The 19,785-nt window shown below is 42.8% G+C and carries 13 protein-coding genes and 2 pseudogenes; 10 read left to right on the forward strand and 5 right to left on the reverse strand.

Annotation, left to right across the window (positions count from 1 at the left end; genetic code table 11):
* Positions 1 to 127: pseudogene (locus tag AZH43_RS18210) on the reverse strand (hypothetical protein); the annotation flags it as partial.
* Between the two features lie 2 nt (positions 128 to 129).
* On the opposite strand from AZH43_RS18210, the pseudogene AZH43_RS14445 reads away from it, so the two are divergent.
* Positions 130 to 903 (forward strand): annotated as a pseudogene (locus AZH43_RS14445) (FAD-binding protein); the annotation flags it as partial.
* A 187-nt stretch (positions 904 to 1,090) separates the two neighbouring features.
* Here the strand turns inward: AZH43_RS14445 and AZH43_RS14450 are convergent.
* The 4 genes from AZH43_RS14450 to AZH43_RS14465 form a co-directional block, all read right to left on the reverse strand.
* Entirely contained in the window at positions 1,091 to 1,948 is an 858-nt protein-coding gene (locus tag AZH43_RS14450; protein WP_067670964.1) for an IclR family transcriptional regulator, read from the reverse strand.
* Positions 1,949 to 2,084: 136 nt separating this feature from the next.
* Positions 2,085 to 3,296: a 3-oxoadipyl-CoA thiolase gene (locus tag AZH43_RS14455; protein ID WP_067670915.1), complete on the reverse strand. Its 1,212-nt coding sequence runs from the start codon at positions 3,294 to 3,296 to the stop codon at positions 2,085 to 2,087.
* Positions 3,297 to 3,334: 38 nt separating this feature from the next.
* Positions 3,335 to 4,855 carry a 3-hydroxyacyl-CoA dehydrogenase gene (locus AZH43_RS14460; protein ID WP_067670918.1) on the reverse strand — a complete coding sequence of 507 codons (1,521 nt, stop codon included), beginning with the start codon at positions 4,853 to 4,855 and terminating at the stop codon, positions 3,335 to 3,337.
* A 53-nt stretch (positions 4,856 to 4,908) separates the two neighbouring features.
* Positions 4,909 to 5,688: an enoyl-CoA hydratase gene (locus AZH43_RS14465; protein ID WP_067670966.1), complete on the reverse strand. Its 780-nt coding sequence runs from the start codon at positions 5,686 to 5,688 to the stop codon at positions 4,909 to 4,911.
* Between the two features lie 255 nt (positions 5,689 to 5,943).
* On the opposite strand from AZH43_RS14465, the gene AZH43_RS14470 reads away from it, so the two are divergent.
* The 9 genes from AZH43_RS14470 to cas3f all read left to right on the forward strand — a co-directional run bounded on the left by AZH43_RS14470 (position 5,944) and on the right by cas3f (position 19,770).
* Entirely contained in the window at positions 5,944 to 7,098 is a 1,155-nt protein-coding gene (locus tag AZH43_RS14470; protein WP_067670921.1) for an acyl-CoA dehydrogenase family protein, read from the forward strand.
* Between the two features lie 61 nt (positions 7,099 to 7,159).
* Entirely contained in the window at positions 7,160 to 8,356 is a 1,197-nt protein-coding gene (locus AZH43_RS14475) for an acyl-CoA dehydrogenase (protein WP_067670924.1), read from the forward strand.
* Between the two features lie 493 nt (positions 8,357 to 8,849).
* Positions 8,850 to 9,617: a 2-hydroxycyclohexanecarboxyl-CoA dehydrogenase gene (badH, locus tag AZH43_RS14480; protein WP_067670928.1), complete on the forward strand. Its 768-nt coding sequence runs from the start codon at positions 8,850 to 8,852 to the stop codon at positions 9,615 to 9,617.
* Between the two features lie 89 nt (positions 9,618 to 9,706).
* Positions 9,707 to 10,489: a 2-ketocyclohexanecarboxyl-CoA hydrolase gene (badI, locus tag AZH43_RS14485; protein ID WP_067670931.1), complete on the forward strand. Its 783-nt coding sequence runs from the start codon at positions 9,707 to 9,709 to the stop codon at positions 10,487 to 10,489.
* A gap of 11 nt (positions 10,490 to 10,500) precedes the next feature.
* Positions 10,501 to 11,658 carry a cyclohexanecarboxyl-CoA dehydrogenase gene (aliB, locus tag AZH43_RS14490; protein ID WP_067670934.1) on the forward strand — a complete coding sequence of 386 codons (1,158 nt, stop codon included), beginning with the start codon at positions 10,501 to 10,503 and terminating at the stop codon, positions 11,656 to 11,658.
* A gap of 93 nt (positions 11,659 to 11,751) precedes the next feature.
* Positions 11,752 to 13,395: a cyclohexanecarboxylate-CoA ligase gene (gene aliA / locus AZH43_RS14495; protein ID WP_067670937.1), complete on the forward strand. Its 1,644-nt coding sequence runs from the start codon at positions 11,752 to 11,754 to the stop codon at positions 13,393 to 13,395.
* A 162-nt stretch (positions 13,396 to 13,557) separates the two neighbouring features.
* Positions 13,558 to 14,898, forward strand: coding sequence for a DcaP family trimeric outer membrane transporter (locus AZH43_RS14500; protein WP_067670940.1), 1,341 nt, complete (start codon positions 13,558 to 13,560; stop codon positions 14,896 to 14,898).
* A 400-nt stretch (positions 14,899 to 15,298) separates the two neighbouring features.
* The gene (gene cas1f, locus AZH43_RS14505; RefSeq protein WP_067670969.1) at positions 15,299 to 16,261 is read left to right on the forward strand and encodes a type I-F CRISPR-associated endonuclease Cas1f; all 963 of its coding nucleotides are present in this window, start codon (positions 15,299 to 15,301) and stop codon (positions 16,259 to 16,261) included.
* On the forward strand, positions 16,258 to 19,770 hold the full coding sequence (gene cas3f / locus AZH43_RS14510) for a type I-F CRISPR-associated helicase Cas3f (RefSeq protein ID WP_067670943.1): 3,513 nt from the start codon (positions 16,258 to 16,260) through the stop codon (positions 19,768 to 19,770). Before cas1f ends, cas3f begins: the two co-directional genes overlap by 4 nt.
* The last annotated feature ends 15 nt before the right edge of the window (positions 19,771 to 19,785 follow it).

A 19,785-nucleotide genomic window follows, 5' to 3' on the forward strand; every position in this document is an offset into this window, starting at 1 on the left:
TATAGCGCACCGCATCATAGCCGAAATAACCGACCAGACCGCCTGTAAAGCTTGGCAGCGCAGGCAAGTCCTGCTGTGTCGGCACCCGGTATTGCGATTGAAAATCACGGATATACTGAAAAGGGTCAGGTAAGCAAAGTACTGCTTGCTGCCGACGCTGCCTACGCAAACCAATTGGCTGAAAACGTAGCTAAATTAGTTGCTTCTATCGGTTCTGGCTATTCGCACATCCTTGCTGCGTCTACCACCACCGGTAAAAACATTCTGCCACGCGCAGCTGCGCTTCTTGATGTCAGCATGATCACGGACATCATTGCAGTTGATGGCCCTAAAACATTCAAGCGTCCAATTTATGCAGGCAACGCGATTGCAACTGTAGAATCTGGTGAGTCAGTTGTGGTTGCAACTGTACGCGGTACAGCTTTTGATCCAGTTGCAAGCGAGGGCGGTTCTGCTGCGGTTGAAGCTGCTGCTTCTACTGGCGACGCGGGCATCTCTAAGTTCATTCACGAAGAAATCGTAAAATCTGAACGTCCGGAATTAACAGCTGCGCGCATTGTTGTATCAGGCGGCCGGGGTGTCGGTTCAGGCGAGAACTACCACACTGTACTTGACCCATTGGCGGACAAGCTAGGCGCTGCTCAAGGCGCGTCACGCGCTGCAGTGGATGCAGGCTTTGTGCCGAACGACATGCAAGTGGGTCAAACAGGTAAAATCGTTGCGCCTGACCTGTACATCGCTGTGGGTATTTCAGGTGCGATTCAGCACTTGGCGGGTATGAAAGAATCTAAAGTGATCGTTGCGATCAACAAAGATGAAGAAGCGCCAATTAATGCAGTTGCGGACTACTGGTTAGTGGGTGACTTGAACACTGTGGTTCCAGAAATGGTTTCTCAGTTATAAGCCACACGGGTCTTTCAAGAACAGCTGCAAAAAGCCAGTCAGAGCAAGTGCTGACTGGCTTTTTATTGAAGGTTAGATCTGTATACGAAATTTAGAAAGTCTTGGGATGAAAATCTATTCATGCTTCGCGAAGTGTTGTGTAATGAAGTTTTGTGCAATATAGCCAGTAGCTTTGTTGGCTACCCGCTTAAATGGCATTATTTAAAGCTTCTTGAATATTTTGCACCATATAGATTAAACGGGGGCCAATTTCATTTTCTAATTTTTCTTGGTCTACCAAATAGCTTGGCGCACCGCAGTTGAATACCAATAAACCGTGCATCGGATGAACCATTGGAACAGCAACTGAGTTCACTTCTTTGTGCCATTCACTTAACGATAAACAATAGCCATAATTTTGATAATCATGAAAAGAGCGTTCTAATGCGCGCTTGATTTTTGGCCATTCATCTTGGTGGCGTTTACCCAGCGCTTCCATAATAAAACTGCGTTCATTTTCTGGCATTGCAGCCAGACAAGCGCGGCCCATTGCTGTATTGTGCAGCGGAATTGTTGATCCGATTGGACGGCGCATAGTCAGATTTGATTCAGCCTGAACGACATCGAGATATAGCATATTTAGGCGGTCTCGGGTTGCCATGGCAACAGGCGCTTGAGTGTACTTGGCCATTTCTTCCATATACGGGCGCGCATGAATACGGGCTGAAATATTAGAAAGCGATGCATAGCCCAAAGCCAATACACCAGTATCCAATGTATATTTAGTTGAATTGGGTAATTGCTTTAAATAGCCTAATGACACCAGTGTATTGGTAATGCGGGCAATGGTCGGCTTGGGCAGACCAGTCAAATTAGACAATTCTTGATTGCCTAAAATTTGAGTCGAAGCCGTAAAGCACCGAAGAATTTCTAATCCGCGCGCCAATGATGCAATGAATTGCGGATTATTTTCACGATGAATATGTGAAATAGGATCTAATCGAATTTCATCCAAATTTATTTTTTTTTCTACCGGCTCTGGAGCAGCGTCATCTTGAGGATACATAATGTTCCAATATTTAATAAAATCAATGGATATATAATAGCAATAAATTTCGCTATACAAAACTTTTGAACCCTTCAGTTCTTTCCAAGCCTGCATAGCGATCTTTAAATTTAGGCAGAAAAGCTTATTGAATGGCTCATTCTAGTTGAGCATTCTCGATCACCATGGCCAAGCCTTGACCAACGCCGATACATAAACTGATGACGGCATATTTTTTCTTGGCGCGCTGCAGCTCACGGGAAACGGTTAAAGTAAGGCGAGCCCCCGAGCAGCCCAAAGGATGTCCAATTGCGATTGCGCCTCCATTGGGATTGACGCGCGGATCATCAAATGCAATGTCTAAGCCTTTTAGACAGGATAATACTTGAGATGCGAAAGCTTCATTGATTTCAATAATATCCATATCATCCAAGGTTAAATTAGCGCGTTGCAAAGCTTTTTTAACGGCTTCGATAGGACCTGCGCCCATAATTCTAGGTTCAATTCCAGAAGATGCCGACGCTAATATTTTAGCAAGGGGGCGAATGCCATATTTTTCTTGAATGCTGTTATTGCCAATCAGCAAAGCCGCGGCGCCATCATTCACACCCGATGCATTGCCAGCGGTAACAACACCGCCTTCAAACAGCGGTTTTAATTTTTGCAATGCTTCAAAGTTTGAGGCTGGGCGGGGATGCTCGTCTTCATCCACCGTTTTTGGCGGCGCTTTGCGTCCTTGCGGAACGTCAACCGCTAAAATCTCATCTTTAAAAAAACCGGCTTGTTTGGCTTTTTCATATTTCGCCTGTGACGCAGCAGCAAAAGCATCGGCCTGTTCACGGCTGATTCCAAAAGCTTCTGCAACATTGTCGCCTGTTTCAGGCATGGAATCGTTGCCGTACAATTTAATCAGCTCTTTATTGGGAAAGCGTGAGCCGATTGTGGTATCAAATATTTGGACATCACGGCTGTAAGCCGCTTCAGCTTTGGCCAGTACAAAAGGTGCACGCGACATGCTTTCCACACCGCCGGCAATATAGAGTTCGCCTTCACCGCAATGAATAGCGCGCGCAGCATCAATGACCGCAGCTAAGCCGCTTGCGCATAAGCGGTTCACGGTTTGAGCGGCAACAGTGACAGGGAGGCCAGCGACCAAAAGCGCATTTCGAGCTACATTCCGGCAGTCTTCGCCAGCTTGATTGGTATTGCCTAAAATCACTTCTTCAATATCAGCGGCATCAATTCCAGTTTTTTTGACCAATGCGTTAATGACATGAGCCGCCAGATTATCTGGGCGGATGCTCGCTAGGCTTCCTGCATGGCGGCCAATGGGAGTACGCAAGCCATCGTAAATATATGCATTCATAATTGTTCATTCCTTGATGTTTTTTTCAATAAATTTAGGGTTTAAGCTGGGGTATTCAATGATAAATTTAATTTGGTCCGTCTTTGGAGCCATGGGCTTGGACGGTAACGCGGGTCATGGCTAATGGCGGTCATTCTTTCGAGGATCAATAATATTTTTTCGCGGCCTGCAGCATCACCCCATTCAATCGGGCCATGAGGATAACCAAGCCCGAGTTTGACTGCGGCATTGATATCATCAACGCTGGCGATATTTTGCTGCGCAATATCACAGGCTAAATTGACAATCATGGCGAGCACACGCTGCGCAACAAAACCTAAACTTTCCTGAATCACATAGGCCTTGCATTCCGCCTGAGTAAAGATGTCGAGCGCCGCTTCAATATATTTCCGCTGCGTTATCAGCGTTGGCATGAGTGTGCGGCAGCGATCAAAATTTCCCAGCATATCAATGCATACAATTTGTTCAGGATTGACATCGAGCCTTTGTGCCGCATGTGTTGCATCTTCACCATAATTGGCAATCAGGATGAGGTCATTCTTAGAAGGCTTGCTTTCATGATTGATGAGAATCAGCCTTTCACTGAGATATTGCGAAAGCTGAGTGAAGTCGCTCTGAAATTCTGTTGATAGCCAGACTCTTTTGACTTGATGCCGAATAGGAGAATATTTCGGGCTGAGCACCGGATCTAGCTTTTGCTGATCCATATAGCGGTAAAACCCTTCTGAAGTTTTTCTGCCCAGTTTTTTCCCTGTCAGCAGTTGCTGCGTAAGCACATTCGGACGATAGCGCGGCTCTTGATAATATTGATTGTAAACGGACTCCATAACAGGATGTGAAACGTCCAAACCCGTTAAATCAAGCAGCTCAAAAGGCCCCATTTTAAAGCCTAAAGACGCTTTTAAAATTTGGTCAATTTCCGAAAAAGATGTGACATTCTCACTGAGAATTTTGAGCGCTTCTGTTCCGTAAGCCCGTCCTGCATGGTTGATGATAAATCCGGGCGTATCCTTTGTACGAACAGGGCAGTGTCCCATTTTCTGCGCCAGCGCTACTAATTGATTGCAGATTTCAGGACGGGTTCTCAAGCCCTGAATGACTTCCACAACCTTCATGAGCGGAACCGGATTGAAAAAATGATAACCCGCAACACGTTCAGGATGCTTGCATTCAGCAGCAATAGCAGTGATTGACAGCGAAGATGTATTTGAAGCGAGTATGGTTGACTCATCGACAATGGCTTCGAGCTGTTTCATTAATGACTGTTTAATTTCTAATTTTTCAACAATCGCTTCAATAATCAAATCACAGTGCTGCAGCGCTTCAATTTCCTCTGCGATATGCAAATTATTTAGAGCTTCGCCCATTTGCTGTTCAGTGATTTTTTGTTTAGCCACAAGCTTATTGAATGTGTCTTGAAGTTTAGCCTGCGCCTGTTTTGCTGCACCGGGCTGAACATCAAACAAGTAAACCTCATGCTGAGACTGGATGGCAATTTGGGCAATTCCTGTGCCCATAATTCCAGCGCCGATCACGCCAATCTTTTGTATTTCCTTATTCATCTTTATTCCTGATTTTATCGCTGAAAGGTGCACAGCCCTTAGACTGCCGGTGATTATTTACCTTGATAAACCGGTTTTCGCTTTTCCAAGAATGCTGACATGCCTTCTTTTTGGTCTTGGGTATCAAATAGCAGCTGAAAGGCTTTGCGTTCTAATGCCAATCCGGCATTGAGCGGCACATCTTCACTGAGCAGCACCACTTCTTTAATTTGTTCGAGTGCAATGGGCGGCAGTTTGGCCATTTGCTGCGCCATTTTATAAGCCGTTTCTAAGGTGTCCGTATTTTCGGTCACTTGGGAGACCAATCCCATTTGAAAGGCTTCATCAGCCGAAATAAGGCAGCCGGTCATAATCATGCGCATGGCATGGAATTTTCCAACAGCTCGAACCAGACGTTGCGTACCTCCGGCTCCAGGCATGACGCCAACTTTAATTTCAGGCTGACCGAACTGGGCATTTTTTCCAGCAATGATAATGTCGGCATGCATGGCCAATTCGCAGCCGCCGCCCAGCGCAAAACCATTCACTGCCGCAATAATCGGTTTAGGACAGTTGGCAATTGTTTGCCAATAGCGTTCCGCACGGCGTAAATAAACCTCCATAGATGTTGCATCGGCCAGTTCTTTTAAATCTGCGCCGGCTGCAAAAACTTCATCACCGCCGGTAATGATAATGACGCGAATATCATCATTATCAATTTGCAGGGCGACCGCTTCTGAAAGCAATTTCCGCACTTGGGTGTTGAGTGCATTTTTGGCTTCGGGACGGTTGATTTGAATGACTGCGACGGCAGGAACAGAATAATCTACAAGCACAACTGGATTTTGATTCATTTTAAATAAATTCCGCAGAGCAAAATAATCTTTTAAAACTAATTTAGTGTAATTTTGGTGAATATTCAATCTTGAAAGCTGTATTTTAGGATTTTTTGAAAAAATAATTTTCATTTCATGATTTTTTGTATAAAAAATTACTTTTCCTATTGTCACTATATAATTAAATTGATAATGTATTTCGCATAACGAAATTATTTGCAATTTTAATAAATTTTATGGAAATCTGATCCTCTAACGGAATAGGAGAAAATAATGATTCGCGATGAACAATTGTTAGAACAGCTGTTGTCGACCATTCATGATTTTGTGGAAAATGAATTGAAGCCGCTAGAGCATGAAGTAGATGAAACGGATGCAATTCCAGAACATATCATCCAGCAAATGCGTGATATGGGGCTGTTTGGATTGACGATTCCAGAAGAGTTTGGCGGTTTAGGCATCACCATGGAAGAAGAAGTCAGAGTGGCTTTTGAGCTGGGGCAGACTTCAGCCGCTTTCCGTTCTTTAATTGGTACAAATAATGGAATTGGCTCAAGCGGTATTTTGATTGACGGAACTGAAGAGCAGAAGCAGAAATATTTGCCGCGTTATGCAAGCGGCGAAATTATCGGTTCGTTTTGTTTGACTGAACCGGATTCAGGCTCAGATGCGGCATCGCTGAAAACTACCGCTGTAAAAGATGGTGACTATTACATCTTAAACGGTACGAAACGCTTTATTACCAATGCGCCTCGCGCTCAGACATTTACAGTCATGGCGCGGACAAATCCTGACATAAAAGGCGCATCAGGCATTTCTGCATTTTTAGTGGAGGCCGGTACTGAAGGCCTGTCACTCGGAAAAATTGATAAAAAAATGGGGCAGAAAGGTTCGTGCACCTGTGATGTCATTTTTGACAATTGCCGTGTGCATAAAGATCAATTGATTGGCGGTGTTGAAGGCGTGGGCTTTAAAACAGCAATGAAAGTATTGGATAAAGGCCGTTTGCATATTGCTGCATATAGTGCAGGCATGGCAGAACGCATGCTGGACGATGCTTTAAAGTATGCAATTGAGCGCAAGCAGTTCGGACAGGCAATTGCGAATTTCCAGCTGATTCAAGGCATGCTGGCTGATTCAAAAACTGAAATTTATGCGGCTAAATGCATGGTTTTAGATGCCGCGCGCCGTCGGGATTTGGGCGAAAACATCAGCACAGAAGCATCCTGTGCAAAAATGTTCGCGACAGAAATGTGCGGCCGGGTTGCAGACCGCTGTTTACAGATTCATGGCGGTGCGGGCTATATCAGTGAATATTCAATTGAGCGGTTTTATCGTGATGTGCGCCTATTCCGCTTGTATGAGGGAACAACGCAAATTCAGCAAATTATTATTGCGCGTGACATGATTAAAGCTGCAACCTCGTAAATGCAGTAAGCGCCCGAATATTAAGCAAAGCAAATAACCGATAAGTGAAAAGGAATTTAGAATGAAACCTGCAAAATTTAATTGGCAAGATCCATTTTTATTGGAGCAGCAGCTGACTGAAGAAGAACGCATGATTCGTGATGCAGCATTTGCCTATTCTCAAGATAAACTCTTGCCCCGTGTTTTAGAGCAGTTCCGTCATGAAAAAACGGATGCCACGATTTTTCGTGAAATGGGCGAATTGGGCTTGCTGGGGCCGACAATTCCGGAACAGTATGGCGGCGCCGGTTTGAATTATGTGAGTTATGGCTTGATTGCCCGTGAAGTTGAGCGTGTTGATTCAGGCTACCGCTCAATGGCGAGCGTGCAAAGCTCATTGGTGATGGTGCCGATTAATGAATTTGGCTTAGAAGAGCAAAAACAGAAATACCTTCCAAAACTCGCAACTGGGGAATACATCGGCTGTTTTGGCCTGACTGAACCAGATCACGGTTCTGACCCGGGAAGCATGATTACCCGCGCGAAAAAGGTTGAGGGCGGTTATCGTCTAAGCGGCGCAAAAATGTGGATTACCAATAGCCCGATTGCAGATGTTTTTGTCGTGTGGGCAAAAGAAGTCTCTGCGGAGGGGAATGTTGGGGAGATCCGCGGCTTTATCCTTGAAAAAGGCTGGGAAGGCCTGTCAGCACCCGCTATTCATGGCAAAGTGGGCTTGCGGGCTTCAATTACAGGTGAAATTGTGATGGACAATGTTTTTGTCCCTGAAGAGAATGCTTTCCCTGAAATTCGCGGTTTACGCGGACCATTTACCTGCTTGAATAGCGCGCGTTATGGAATTGCCTGGGGCGCCATGGGGGCTGCTGAATTCTGCTGGCACACAGCGCATCAGTACACGATGGACCGGAAGCAGTTTGGGCGGCCATTGGCTGCCAACCAGTTGATTCAAAAGAAATTGGCGGATATGCAAACGGAGATTGCGCTTGGCCTGCAAGTTGCGCTGCGTTTTGGCCGGATGAAAGATGAAGGGATTGCATCTGTCGAAGGAACCTCTCTGATTAAGCGCAATAATTGTGGGAAAGCCCTTGATATCGCACGGGTAGCGCGTGACATGCTGGGCGGAAATGGCATCAGTGATGAATTTGGTATAGCGCGTCATCTGGTAAATTTGGAAGTCGTTAATACCTATGAAGGGACGCATGATGTTCATGCCTTGATTTTGGGGCGTGCGCAGACGGGTATAGCCGCTTTCTGCAATTAGTAAAATTCACAGCATCGCTAAGGCGCTATGCCGCCCTAAAGTGGCTTGAATTTTTGATTGAAAAACGAAGGTATTGCATTAACGTGCAATACCTTTTTTTATGCGTAAAAAATTTACTGAAAATAGGCTGGGTAGATATTAAATATGACGATAGACACCTAAAAAAACTATATTCCGCAGATCAAAACTTATCAGAAATTGATGTATTTACAGGCAATAAATGACGGGGGATTTTAGTTTTTTAAACTTTGGATTAATTTAAAATTTCATGAAGTAGGTTCTTAAGAAATAAATGTAACAAAAAATTTCAAATAAATGTTATTTATTGTATTAAAAATAATAAAAAACAATGATATATGTATTATAAAAAGTTTTTAATAAAATTTCGTATAGTGAAATATATAAATAGATAATTGAAATTAATTTTCTTATTGGCTATGTTTGAATCATGGATTAAGAAGCATAATTTTGAATAACATAAAGGACAAATGAGATGAAAGGGCTAAAGGAAAAAGTCATTATTGTAACTGGCGGCGCAGGCGGTATTGGCAGTGCGACATGCAAGCGCTTAGCGCAGGAAGGCGCCAAGGTTGCCGTTTTTGATATGAATTTAGAGGCCGCTCAAAAGCTTGCCGCGGAAATTCAAGCCGCGGGCGGAACAGCGCTTGCAATTCAATGTGACATCACTCAAAAAGATGTGGTTGATCAAGCTGTAGAAGCAACAGAAAAAGAATTCGGCCCAATTGATGGCCTAGTGAACAATGCAGGCTGGGATATTTTCAAACCATTCATTAAATCTACCCCAGATGAATGGGAAAAGCTGATTCAAATCAATCTGGTCGGTATGCTGAATATGCACCATGCCGTATTAAAAGGCATGGCAGAACGCAATAAAGGACGTATTGTCAATATTGCATCCGATGCAGCCCGTGTAGGGTCATCTGGTGAAGCTGTTTATGCGGCATGTAAAGGCGGCTTGCTTGCATTCTCTAAAACATTAGCGCGTGAGCATTCTCGCAATAACATTACCGTGAATGTTATTTGTCCGGGCCCAACAGATACGGCTTTATTGGCAGGTGTGACTGAAGGCGCTTCAAATCCAGAAAAACTCCGTGAAGCATTCACTCGCGCTATTCCATTAGGCCGTTTGGGCCAGCCGGATGATCTTGCATCCTCTATCGCATTTTTCTTAAGCGATGATGCAAGCTTTATTACCGGCCAAGTATTGAGTGTTTCTGGCGGCTTAACCATGAATGGTTAAGATTGTTGAGCACTCAGCAATCATCCAGATATTTTAGATAGCAATGTGTGCAAATAGTTAGATGCAGTTTTCAAGGAAAGGAACAGACAATGAATTTTGAAGATATTTTATATGAAGTGAAAAATGGCGTTGCATGGATCACAATTAATCGCCCTGAAAAAATGAATGCGTTCCGAGGCCAAACTTGTGATGAAATTATTCGTGCTTTAAATAAAGCAGGTTATGACCGCCAAATTGGAGCCATTGTACTGACTGGCGCAGGCGAAAAAGCCTTTTGTACCGGCGGTGATCAGTCTGCGCATGATGGCAACTATGATGGCCGCGGCACGATTGGCTTGCCGATGGAAGAGCTGCATACCGCAATCCGTGATGTGCCGAAACCAGTTATTGCACGGGTACAGGGTTATGCCATTGGCGGCGGAAATGTATTGGCAACAATCTGTGATTTAACCATTTGTTCTGAAAAAGCGATTTTCGGTCAAGTTGGGCCAAAAATGGGTTCTGTTGACCCTGGTTATGGTACTGCGTTCCTTGCACGTGTGGTTGGTGAGAAAAAAGCGCGTGAAATTTGGTATATGTGCCGTCGTTATTCAGGCCAAGAAGCGGTGGATATTGGTTTAGCCAATAAATGCGTACCGGCTGAACAGCTGGATGCCGAAGTGCAAGCTTGGGGCGAAGAGCTGTGTGAGCGCAGCCCGACTGCATTGGCCATTGCGAAACGCAGCTTTAATATGGACACCGCTCATCAAGCCGGTATTGCGGGTATGGGGATGTATGCGCTGAAATTGTATTACGACACTGAAGAGTCTCGTGAAGGTGTAAATGCGCTGAAAGAAAAACGTAAGCCAGAATTCCGTAAATTCGCTAAGTAAGGAGATAAAGCATGAGCAAGAATCCTTATATTACCGAAGACTTAGAATTTTTAGCAGAAACAGCCGATAAATTTGCACAAAAGTTTATTGCCCCTGGTTTTTTAGAACGGGACCAAAGCCGTATTTTTGACCGTGATTTGGTCAAGAAAATGGGAGAAATGGGCTTTATTGCACCTGAATTGCCAGAGCAGTACGGCGGTCAAGGCATGGGGCGTCTAGCCGCAGGCGTGATTCATGAAGCAATTGCCAAAGCAGATTTAAGTTTTTCATATATTAATTTATTGGCGTCGCTCAATGGCCAGATTCTCGCTGAGCATGGTGACCCGGAAGTGGTAACGCCTTGGCTGCAGAAACTTACAGCGGGCGAGGCTATTTTCTCCATTGGCCTAACCGAGCCGCGCGGCGGTTCAGATGCCGGCAACCTGCGTTTAAAAATAGAACGTGATGGTGATGAATATGTTCTGAACGGTGAGAAGACGTCAATTTCTGCAGCCGACCAAGCAGATGCATCAGTCATATTCGGACGTACAGGTACAGTCGAATCCGGCGCGCATGGGGTCACTGCTGTATTGGTGCCTATGAATTTACCGGGAATTTCGACTACACGTTTTGACTGCCATGGGCAGCGTGCCATTGGGCGCGGTTCAATCTTTTTTGATAACGTGCGCGTACCAGTCAATCATCGCTTGGGTGAAGAAAATAAGGGTTTTGTGCAGGTCATGCAGGGCTTTGATTTTTCACGGGCGCTCATTGGTTTGCAAGTTCTTGCGGTTGCACGGGTGTCACTGGATGAGGCTTGGGAATATGCAGCTCAGCGGGAAGCTTTCGGTAAGCCGCTGACGGCGTTCCAAGGGGTTTCACATCCTCTTGCTGATTATGAAACACAAGTGGAAGCTGCGCGTTTACTGTGCCTGCAAACATTATGGCTGAAGGACAACCATTTGCCGCATACAGCTGAGGCCGGCATGTGCAAATGGTGGGGGCCTAAACTTGCCTATGACGTCATTCACCAATGCTTGCTGACTTTCGGGCATGCGGGCTATGACAGAGGCGTGATGGAACAGCGCATGCGTGATGTGCTCGGTTTTCAGATTGGCGATGGAACAGCGCAAATTATGAAGACCATTATTGCGCGCCATAAAGCTGGCAGAAAAGCTGTACCGGCATAGTTAAACGGGCGGCATTGATAACAGAACAGATATCAATGCCGCTTCAAAATCGCTTTAACAATTTCGCATACAATTAAAATTAGGAGTTTGGGAATGGACTTCGACGCGGTACTTATATCTCCAAGAAAGGAGAGGATGCTGAAGCAAGGGTATTGGTTGAATCAAACAATTATTCAATCATTACACGAAGCTGTAGAAAAGCAGCCGAATAAAGAGGCACTGGTCAGCTTTAGAACCGAGACCAAGCAGCAGATTTCTTTTAATTTTAAAGAAATTTTAGATTTAACCAATAAAATCGCATTAGGCTTAAAACAGCTTGGCGTGGTTAAAAATGATGTTGTTTCTTGCCAATTGCCGAATTGGTGGGAGTTCAGCCTGCTTTATTTTGCATGCGCCCGCATTGGCGCGGTGCTTAATCCATTGATGCCGATTTTCCGTGAGCGTGAGCTGGAATTCATGCTGAAACATGCTGAATCCAAGGTCTTTGTTGTTCCAAAACTATACCGCAATTTTGATCATGAAACTCTTGCCAATAAGTTGAAAGATAAATTAGATACTTTACAGCATGTCGTGGTGGTGAATGGGCTGGGCGGCAATAACTATGATCAGGTGTTGGTGAATCATGGCTTAGAGCAGAATCAGCACGCATTAGATGAGTTAAATCATTTTCAGGCTGACCCTGATGATGTGACGCAGCTCATTTTTACTTCAGGTACCACAGGTGAGCCTAAGGGCGTAATGCATACTTCAAATACACTGTATGCCAATATTGTGCCTTATGCGGAACGCCTGCATCTCAGTCAAAATGACGTGATTTTAATGGCCTCTCCAATGGCGCATCAAACAGGCTTCATGTATGGCTTAATTATGCCAGTGATTTTGCAGGCCAAAATTGTGCTGCAAGATGTCTGGGATGTAAATCAAGCTGTTGAATTGATTCATCAGCATCAAATCAGCTTTACGATGGCTTCAACGCCATTTCTGAATGACTTGGCCAATACGGTCGCTGAACATCATGATCAAGTGAAATCACTCAAGACTTTTTTGTGCGCAGGCGCGCCAATTCCAAGTCCATTGGTGCAGAAAGCCCGTCAAATTTTGGGTGTAAAAGTCATCTCAGCTTGGGGAATGTCAGAGTGCGGGGCGGTAACGACAACACGGCCTGAAGATGATGATGAAAGATCATTCAATACCGACGGCTTGCCCTTGCCCGGCGTAGAAGTAAAAATTGTGGATAAAGCAGGCAATATTAAACCTGTAAATGAAGCCGGCCGCCTGATGATCCGCACCTGTTCTAATTTTGGCGGTTATCTGAAACGTCCGCATTTGAACGATACGGATGCAGAGGATTGGCTGGATACCGGGGACATTGCGTACCAAGATGAACAGGGTTATATCCGCATTGCTGGACGAAAAAAAGATGTGATTATTCGTGGCGGTGAAAATATTCCTGTCTCCGAAATAGAGTCGCTTTTATACAAGCATCCTGATATCGCTATGGTCGCATTGGTTGCTTATCCGGATGAGCGGATGGGCGAAAAAGCATGCGCAATTGTGAAATTGAAAGAAAACAGCAAACATTTGACCCTGCCTGATATTGTCGAATTCCTCAAAACGCAAAATTTGGCCAATCAATATATTCCTGAACGCTTAGAGGTGTGGGAAGAGATTCCAATGACGCCATCTGGAAAAATTCAGAAATTTAAACTGCGCGAATTAATTTCGGCACAAAGCTGATTTTTAACTTATTTAAATAGATAGCGATGTTCTAAGGGAAAGGATTTTTCTTAGAGGATTTCTATTTATTTCCCGCTTATTTCAAAACATCAATGTTGTAGCAGCGCTGCATCAGGGGGAGCTTATTGCCCCTTTAATTATACGTTTAAAAGGAATTTCATAATGCAACAGTATGTACATTTATTTCGCAAAAGCGTGTTAAGCATTTCTTTGCTGACAGTGGGGACTGCAAGTTTTGCAGGTGCAAGTCTGGAAGAACAGATTGAGCAATTGCAACAGCAAGTTCAGCAGCTGCAAACTTTAATACAGCAGCAAAGTCTAGCGCAGCAGAAGACTCAACAGCAAATTGAAGCGCAATTGCCCAAGCTTGAAGAAAAGGCAAACTCTAAGCCATCGGCAAAAAGCGACTTAACGCATTTTGTCACTAAAAATGGCGCTGAATTTGAATTGTATGGCAATGTCCGTGCAGATGCGTCCTATCAGATACGCGGTCCGAGCACCATGTATAACTATATCAGCTCCGTTCCTTTGCAAAATACTGCGGCTGAAAATAACAATTCAGATAAGTTCCAAAGCACAATGAATGCGACACGTTTCGGTTTGAATTTTAAAACTCCGGTCGGTGAGCATAGTTTGGGCGGGAAATTGGAGATGGACTTCTTTGGCGGTTCAGGACGCGATACATTCCGTATCCGCCATGCTTATATGACTTATGATAATTGGCTGTTGGGTCAAACGTGGTCGAACTTTAACGCCGTGGAGTATTTTCCAGAGACTGTAGATGCCTCGTTGTCTGTTGGCGGTTCTTTAACCCGTACGCCGCAGATCAAATATACTTATCCAATTGATAAAAATATGAATCTGGCCGTGAGTTTGGAAGATCCTAAAGCTGAAACGGTAACCACTTCCGGAACGCAGGATTTTAAAACAGATGCGAATGCAAAATTAAAAATGCCGTCTGCTGTCGGCCGTTTAAACTATAAGTTCGATAATGGTTCGGCTTTGTCCGGACGGCTGTTCCTGACACAAAAAGCCACCACTTATGGCAAGCATGATGACTTTCTGGCTTGGGGCGCAGCGCTTGGCGGGAAATTAAAAATTGCCGACAACAGCCTAATCCGCTTTGATTATAATCATATTAAAGGGGATACCAAAAACGTATTATGGTCGAACTACGCTTATGTGTTTAATGCAGATGAAAACATTAAACCGAATGAGTTTGATACCCTTGCTGTAGGATTTACACAGCAATGGACGCCAAAAATCCGCTCAACTTTAGGCGCGGGGTATATGCGGGCGAATGATGATAATGATTTTTCTGCTTTAGTGAAAAATGACACTACGCAAAATAAAGAGTTAAAAGAAGCCTGGATCAATATGTTCTATAACCCTGTAAAACCAATAAACGTGGGTGTTGAATATATGTATGGCGAACGTAAAACATTCTCAGATTTAAAAGGTATTGATAACCGCGTGAATTTCACCGCAATTTATGATTTTTAAGAATTGCCGGCCTCTATGCGAGTTGATGCTTAGAGGCTGTTTTAAAGATTATTTAAAACATGAAGAGAGTATATAAGAAGCTTGTTATCAGTAAAATACTATCTTCACTTTAATTTTATTTAAGCCGATGTTTCCAGAATAGGAATTGTCGGTTTTTTTGATGGCACAATTAATAAAAAGATTATAATAAACAAATAAAGAAGCAGAAATATCCGCTCAATAACCTGCGATATTTCGAACTTTAGCTGTTACTAAATTGTGTGTGCCTTTTGCGCAAGGCTGTGAATGCTTCGGTTAACTGATTATAGCGACTTAATTTGTCGTTTAATTGGATTTATTCGTTGCCATTAAAAAGCGCGTTTAATATATTCATTCTAAATGAATGATGAATAACAAAAATATGGAACAGCTTAACCCTTCAGATTTAAAAGTAATTCTGCATTCTAAGCGTGCAAATGTATATTACCTTGAGCATGCCCGCGTCATGCAAAAAGACGGGCGGGTTTTGTACTTGACCGAAGCTAAAAATGAAAACCAGTACTGGAATATCCCAATAGCCAATACCACTGTCATTTTATTGGGAACGGGCACCTCCATTACTCAGGCGGCTATGCGGATGCTGGCCAGCGCTGGTGTATTGGTGGGTTTTTGCGGCGGGGGCGGCACACCGTTATTTATGGGCAGTGAAATTGAATGGATGACACCGCAAAGTGAATACCGCCCCACAGAATATATGCAGGGCTGGATGCAGTTTTGGTTTGATGATGCTAAGCGTTTAGAAGTCGCCAAGCGGTTTCAGTTGGCGCGGATTGAATTTATACGAAAAACATGGGCCAAAGATCGAGACTTAAAAGAATATGGATTTTATCTTGATGATTTTAATATTCAGACTGCATTGGAAGGGTTTGAAAAGAAAATTCCTCAAATGAACAAAGTGGGTGATTTACTGCTTGCAGAAGCAGCAATGACCAAACAGCTTTATAAAATTGCAGCCACGTGCACCGGCGTTAAAGGGTTTAGCCGTAATCCGGAACTAGGCGATTTAGCCAACGACTTTTTAAATCATGGCAACTACCTCGCTTATGGTCTGGCCGCTACTACACTATGGGTTTTGGGTATACCGCATGGTTTTGCAGTGATGCACGGTAAAACTCGCCGCGGGGCATTGGTGTTTGACGTCGCTGATTTAATCAAGGATGCGGTTGTACTGCCGTATGCATTTATTTGCGCCAAAGAAAGGATGACTGAGCAGGAGTTTAGAGCGCAAATATTGCAGAAATTTTTAGAGCATAAATGTCTGGATCAGATGTTCGAGCAGGTAAAGGATGCAGCTTTATCTTCAAAAAATGGAGATGAGGCATGATAGTCACTTTTATTTCTCAATGTGAAAAGAAAGCGATTTCACGAACACGCCGTGTTTTGGATGCTTTTGCAGACAGAAGTGGAGATAACACGTGGCAAACGGTGATTACCGAAGATGGATTAATTGCTGTTAAAAAGTTGCTGCGTAAAACAGTGACCAAAAGTACAGCTGTAAGCTGTCATTGGATTAGGGGTAGACGTAGAAGTGAGTTGCTGTGGGTCGTAGGGAATCGGAATAAGTTTAATTCAGAGGGAATTGTTCCTGTGAATAGAACCGCAAAAAAATTAAAGACGGATTATTGCGACAGTAATTGGAGTTCGGCAACTTTTGTGACACTGATTGGCCGTATTGCTGCTTTATTTCACGACTTTGGAAAAATTAATCCATTTTTTGCCTCTAAATTAGCAAATGCCAAAAATAGTCATAAGCCGATTGCTGATCCTTTTCGCCATGAATGGATTTCATTACGATTATTTGAAGCCTTTGTCCGCTCTTGTGGTACGACAGATCAAGAGTGGATTAAAAAACTTGCAGCATTATCCTCTGAAAACTTAGATGTATCTTGGTTAAATCAAGTGATTAAAGATATTGATGAACAGCAACATGGTCAATCACCATTTAAAGGTCTTCCCGAGATAGCTAAACTCACAGCTTGGTTAATTGTGTCACACCATCGATTACCGATTCCAAAGGCGATGTTAAACCCTGATAAAAATGCGGATAGAGAACATTCACTAACTAAATTTGATCAAGTATTTGAAGATTTAAATTTTAATTGGTGTTATCCACGTCATTATTTAGATGATGATAAAAACAAAGCCAAAGAAATTCAAAAGTGTTGGAATATACAAGAGGAACATTTGCCTTTTTATAGTTCTGAATGGCGTAAAGATGCCAAGGCATGTGCGGTGAAATTACAGCAATTTTTATCTTTGCCTACGTTACCAAGTTTAGAAGATCCTTATATCAGCCATGTGTCCCGTTTGGTACTTATGCTTTCGGATCATTTTTATTCGAGTTGTGACCCCAATCCAAAATGGCATGATTCAACATATACATGTTTTGCCAATACCGATAAATTAGGCAATTTAAAACAGCCCTTAGATGATCATTTGGTCGGTGTCAGCCAATCTGTACGTCAACTGATGGGAGCAATGACACGTTTAGATGCACTTTTTGACCGTTTACCGCCACAAAAAATTTTAGAAGGAAAAACCAATAATAGCTATTACCAATGGCAAGATAAATCATATCAAGAAGCAGAATTAATTCAAAAAAATTATCCCAATCATGGTTTTTTTGGAGTGAATTTAGCCTCAACAGGGCGCGGAAAAACGCTTGCGAACACCCGTATTATGTATGGTTTGGCTGATCCTGAAAAAGGCGCACGTTTTAATGTGGCTTTAGGTTTAAGAACCTTAACCTTGCAAACAGGTAAAGCATTGCGTCAAAAGTTGGATTTAGATGAAACAGACTTAGCCATTATGGTCGGTGGTGGCGCTGTTAAGGAAATATTTGAAAATTATAATCAAAAAAGTTCATCGGAAGTTTTAGAAGAGCAAAATGTAGAAATAAGTCTAGATCCAACTCGAAATCAATACTTGGCTGAAAGCATGGGTTCAGAATCACTCATGGGTTTCTATGATGAAGAAAGCTTTGTCGATTATGATGACCATGAAATTGATTTTGAGGGTATTTTAGACAATCAGCACATGTTTGCTCAATGGCTGAAAGGCAATCATCAAGTCAAAAAAATGCTGATGAGTCCTATTTTATGCTGCACCATTGATCATTTAATCCCTGCCACAGAAAGCACTCGTGGCGGTAAACAAATTGCCCCGATGCTGCGTTTAATGTCATCAGATTTAGTCTTTGATGAACCTGATGATTTTTCTCCTGATGATTATTATGCTTTAACGAGATTGGTATATTGGGCAGGTTTATTGGGCAGTCGAGTGTTGTTATCTTCAGCGACTTTAATGCCTTCGGAAATCAATGGGCTATTTTTAGCCTATAGTTCAGGACGTAAGTTTTACAATAAAAATCGCACCCAAGAAAATCAACCTATTATTACTGCGTGGTTTGATGAAAATACAGCAAGCATTTGTCATGCAGTCATTCCATGTAGTTTAAACATCAGCAATACAGAAGTAGATGCGAGCTTTAAAAAAGCCCATCTGAATTTTACAAAAAAACGTGTGGAATATTTAAATCAGTATGCATCTGCAACCAAAAGACGCACAGTAGAATGGGTTGGTTTGCCTAAGCAACTGAGTCTAAAAGAAAAATGGCAAGATGTTTTTACCGCAAAAATTTTAGCGACTACTTTACAAGCCCATCAATTGAATGCAATTACTGATCCTAAAACTGAAAAGCAATATAGTGTGGGATTGGTACGTTTTGCCAATATTGATTCATTGGCAACCATTGCACAGCAATTGTTAAAACAAAATATTGATCCCAATATTCGTATTCATTTATGTGTTTATCATTCACGTTTTCCATTGTTGATGCGTGCCAATATTGAAAAGTATTTAGATGAAATTTTAGATCGGAATCAGGATAAGCAACCCCATGACCATTCAATGGTTCAGGGTTGGTTAGCGCATTATCCTGAACAGCAACAAATTATTTTAGTTTTAGCTTCGCCTGTGTGTGAAGTGGGACGAGATCATGATTATGATTGGATGATTTTAGAACCATCCTCTATGCGTTCAATTATTCAGGCATCAGGCAGAGCAAGACGGCATCGACCGGAACAATATGATCAAGCCAATGTTTTTTTAATGGAAAGTAATATTCGGCATTATAAAAATTCGAGCCAAGTTTGTTTTTCTAAACCGGGATTTGAAGCGAAAGGTTTTGAGTTTTCAGAGAAACGGCATTTTTTAAATGGCACAACAGCTGATATTGATAATGGTTTAATTCGTCATACGCATTTAAAACAATTAGATGCAATCCCGAGGTTACAACAACCTTCACCTGCATATTTGAAAAAGTATTATGAAAAATTGAAGTATCCAAATTTGGTCGATTTAGAACATGATCGAATGCATCATATTTTATTGGGGCAAGGAATTTGCCCTGAAATGCGAGTGAATAATGAGTCCCCAATAAAATTTCCTGCTTATGATTTTTGGCAGACTAAAATTCATTACACGGGAATTTTGCAGCGTCTGAGTCAATTTCGATTATCACAGGCCGATCAATTCATGGCTTTTAAGGCAGAGGAAGAACAGCCTTTAGAATTGAATGAATACAACCCAAAAACAGGAAATTGGTTAAAACGAGAAAGCGCATTGCGACAAATTGAGTTAATTGAAAATGCAAAAATACATTGTTGGCCGAATCAGGATCCTGCTAAAGCATTAGTAAAATATTTGGATACAGTTTCATCAGATCGAGATTGGAGTGACAATTGCGGGCGCTATTTAAGTTTAACTTTACCTGAGCTAGCAGAGCAAAAAAAATGGCTGTATCACAATTGGCTAGGATTTATCAGAGAATAACCCTGATAAATCAAT

The sequence above is a fragment of the Acinetobacter pragensis genome, from assembly GCF_001605895.1.
In the GTDB taxonomy this organism is placed as follows: Bacteria; Pseudomonadota; Gammaproteobacteria; order Pseudomonadales; family Moraxellaceae; genus Acinetobacter; species Acinetobacter pragensis.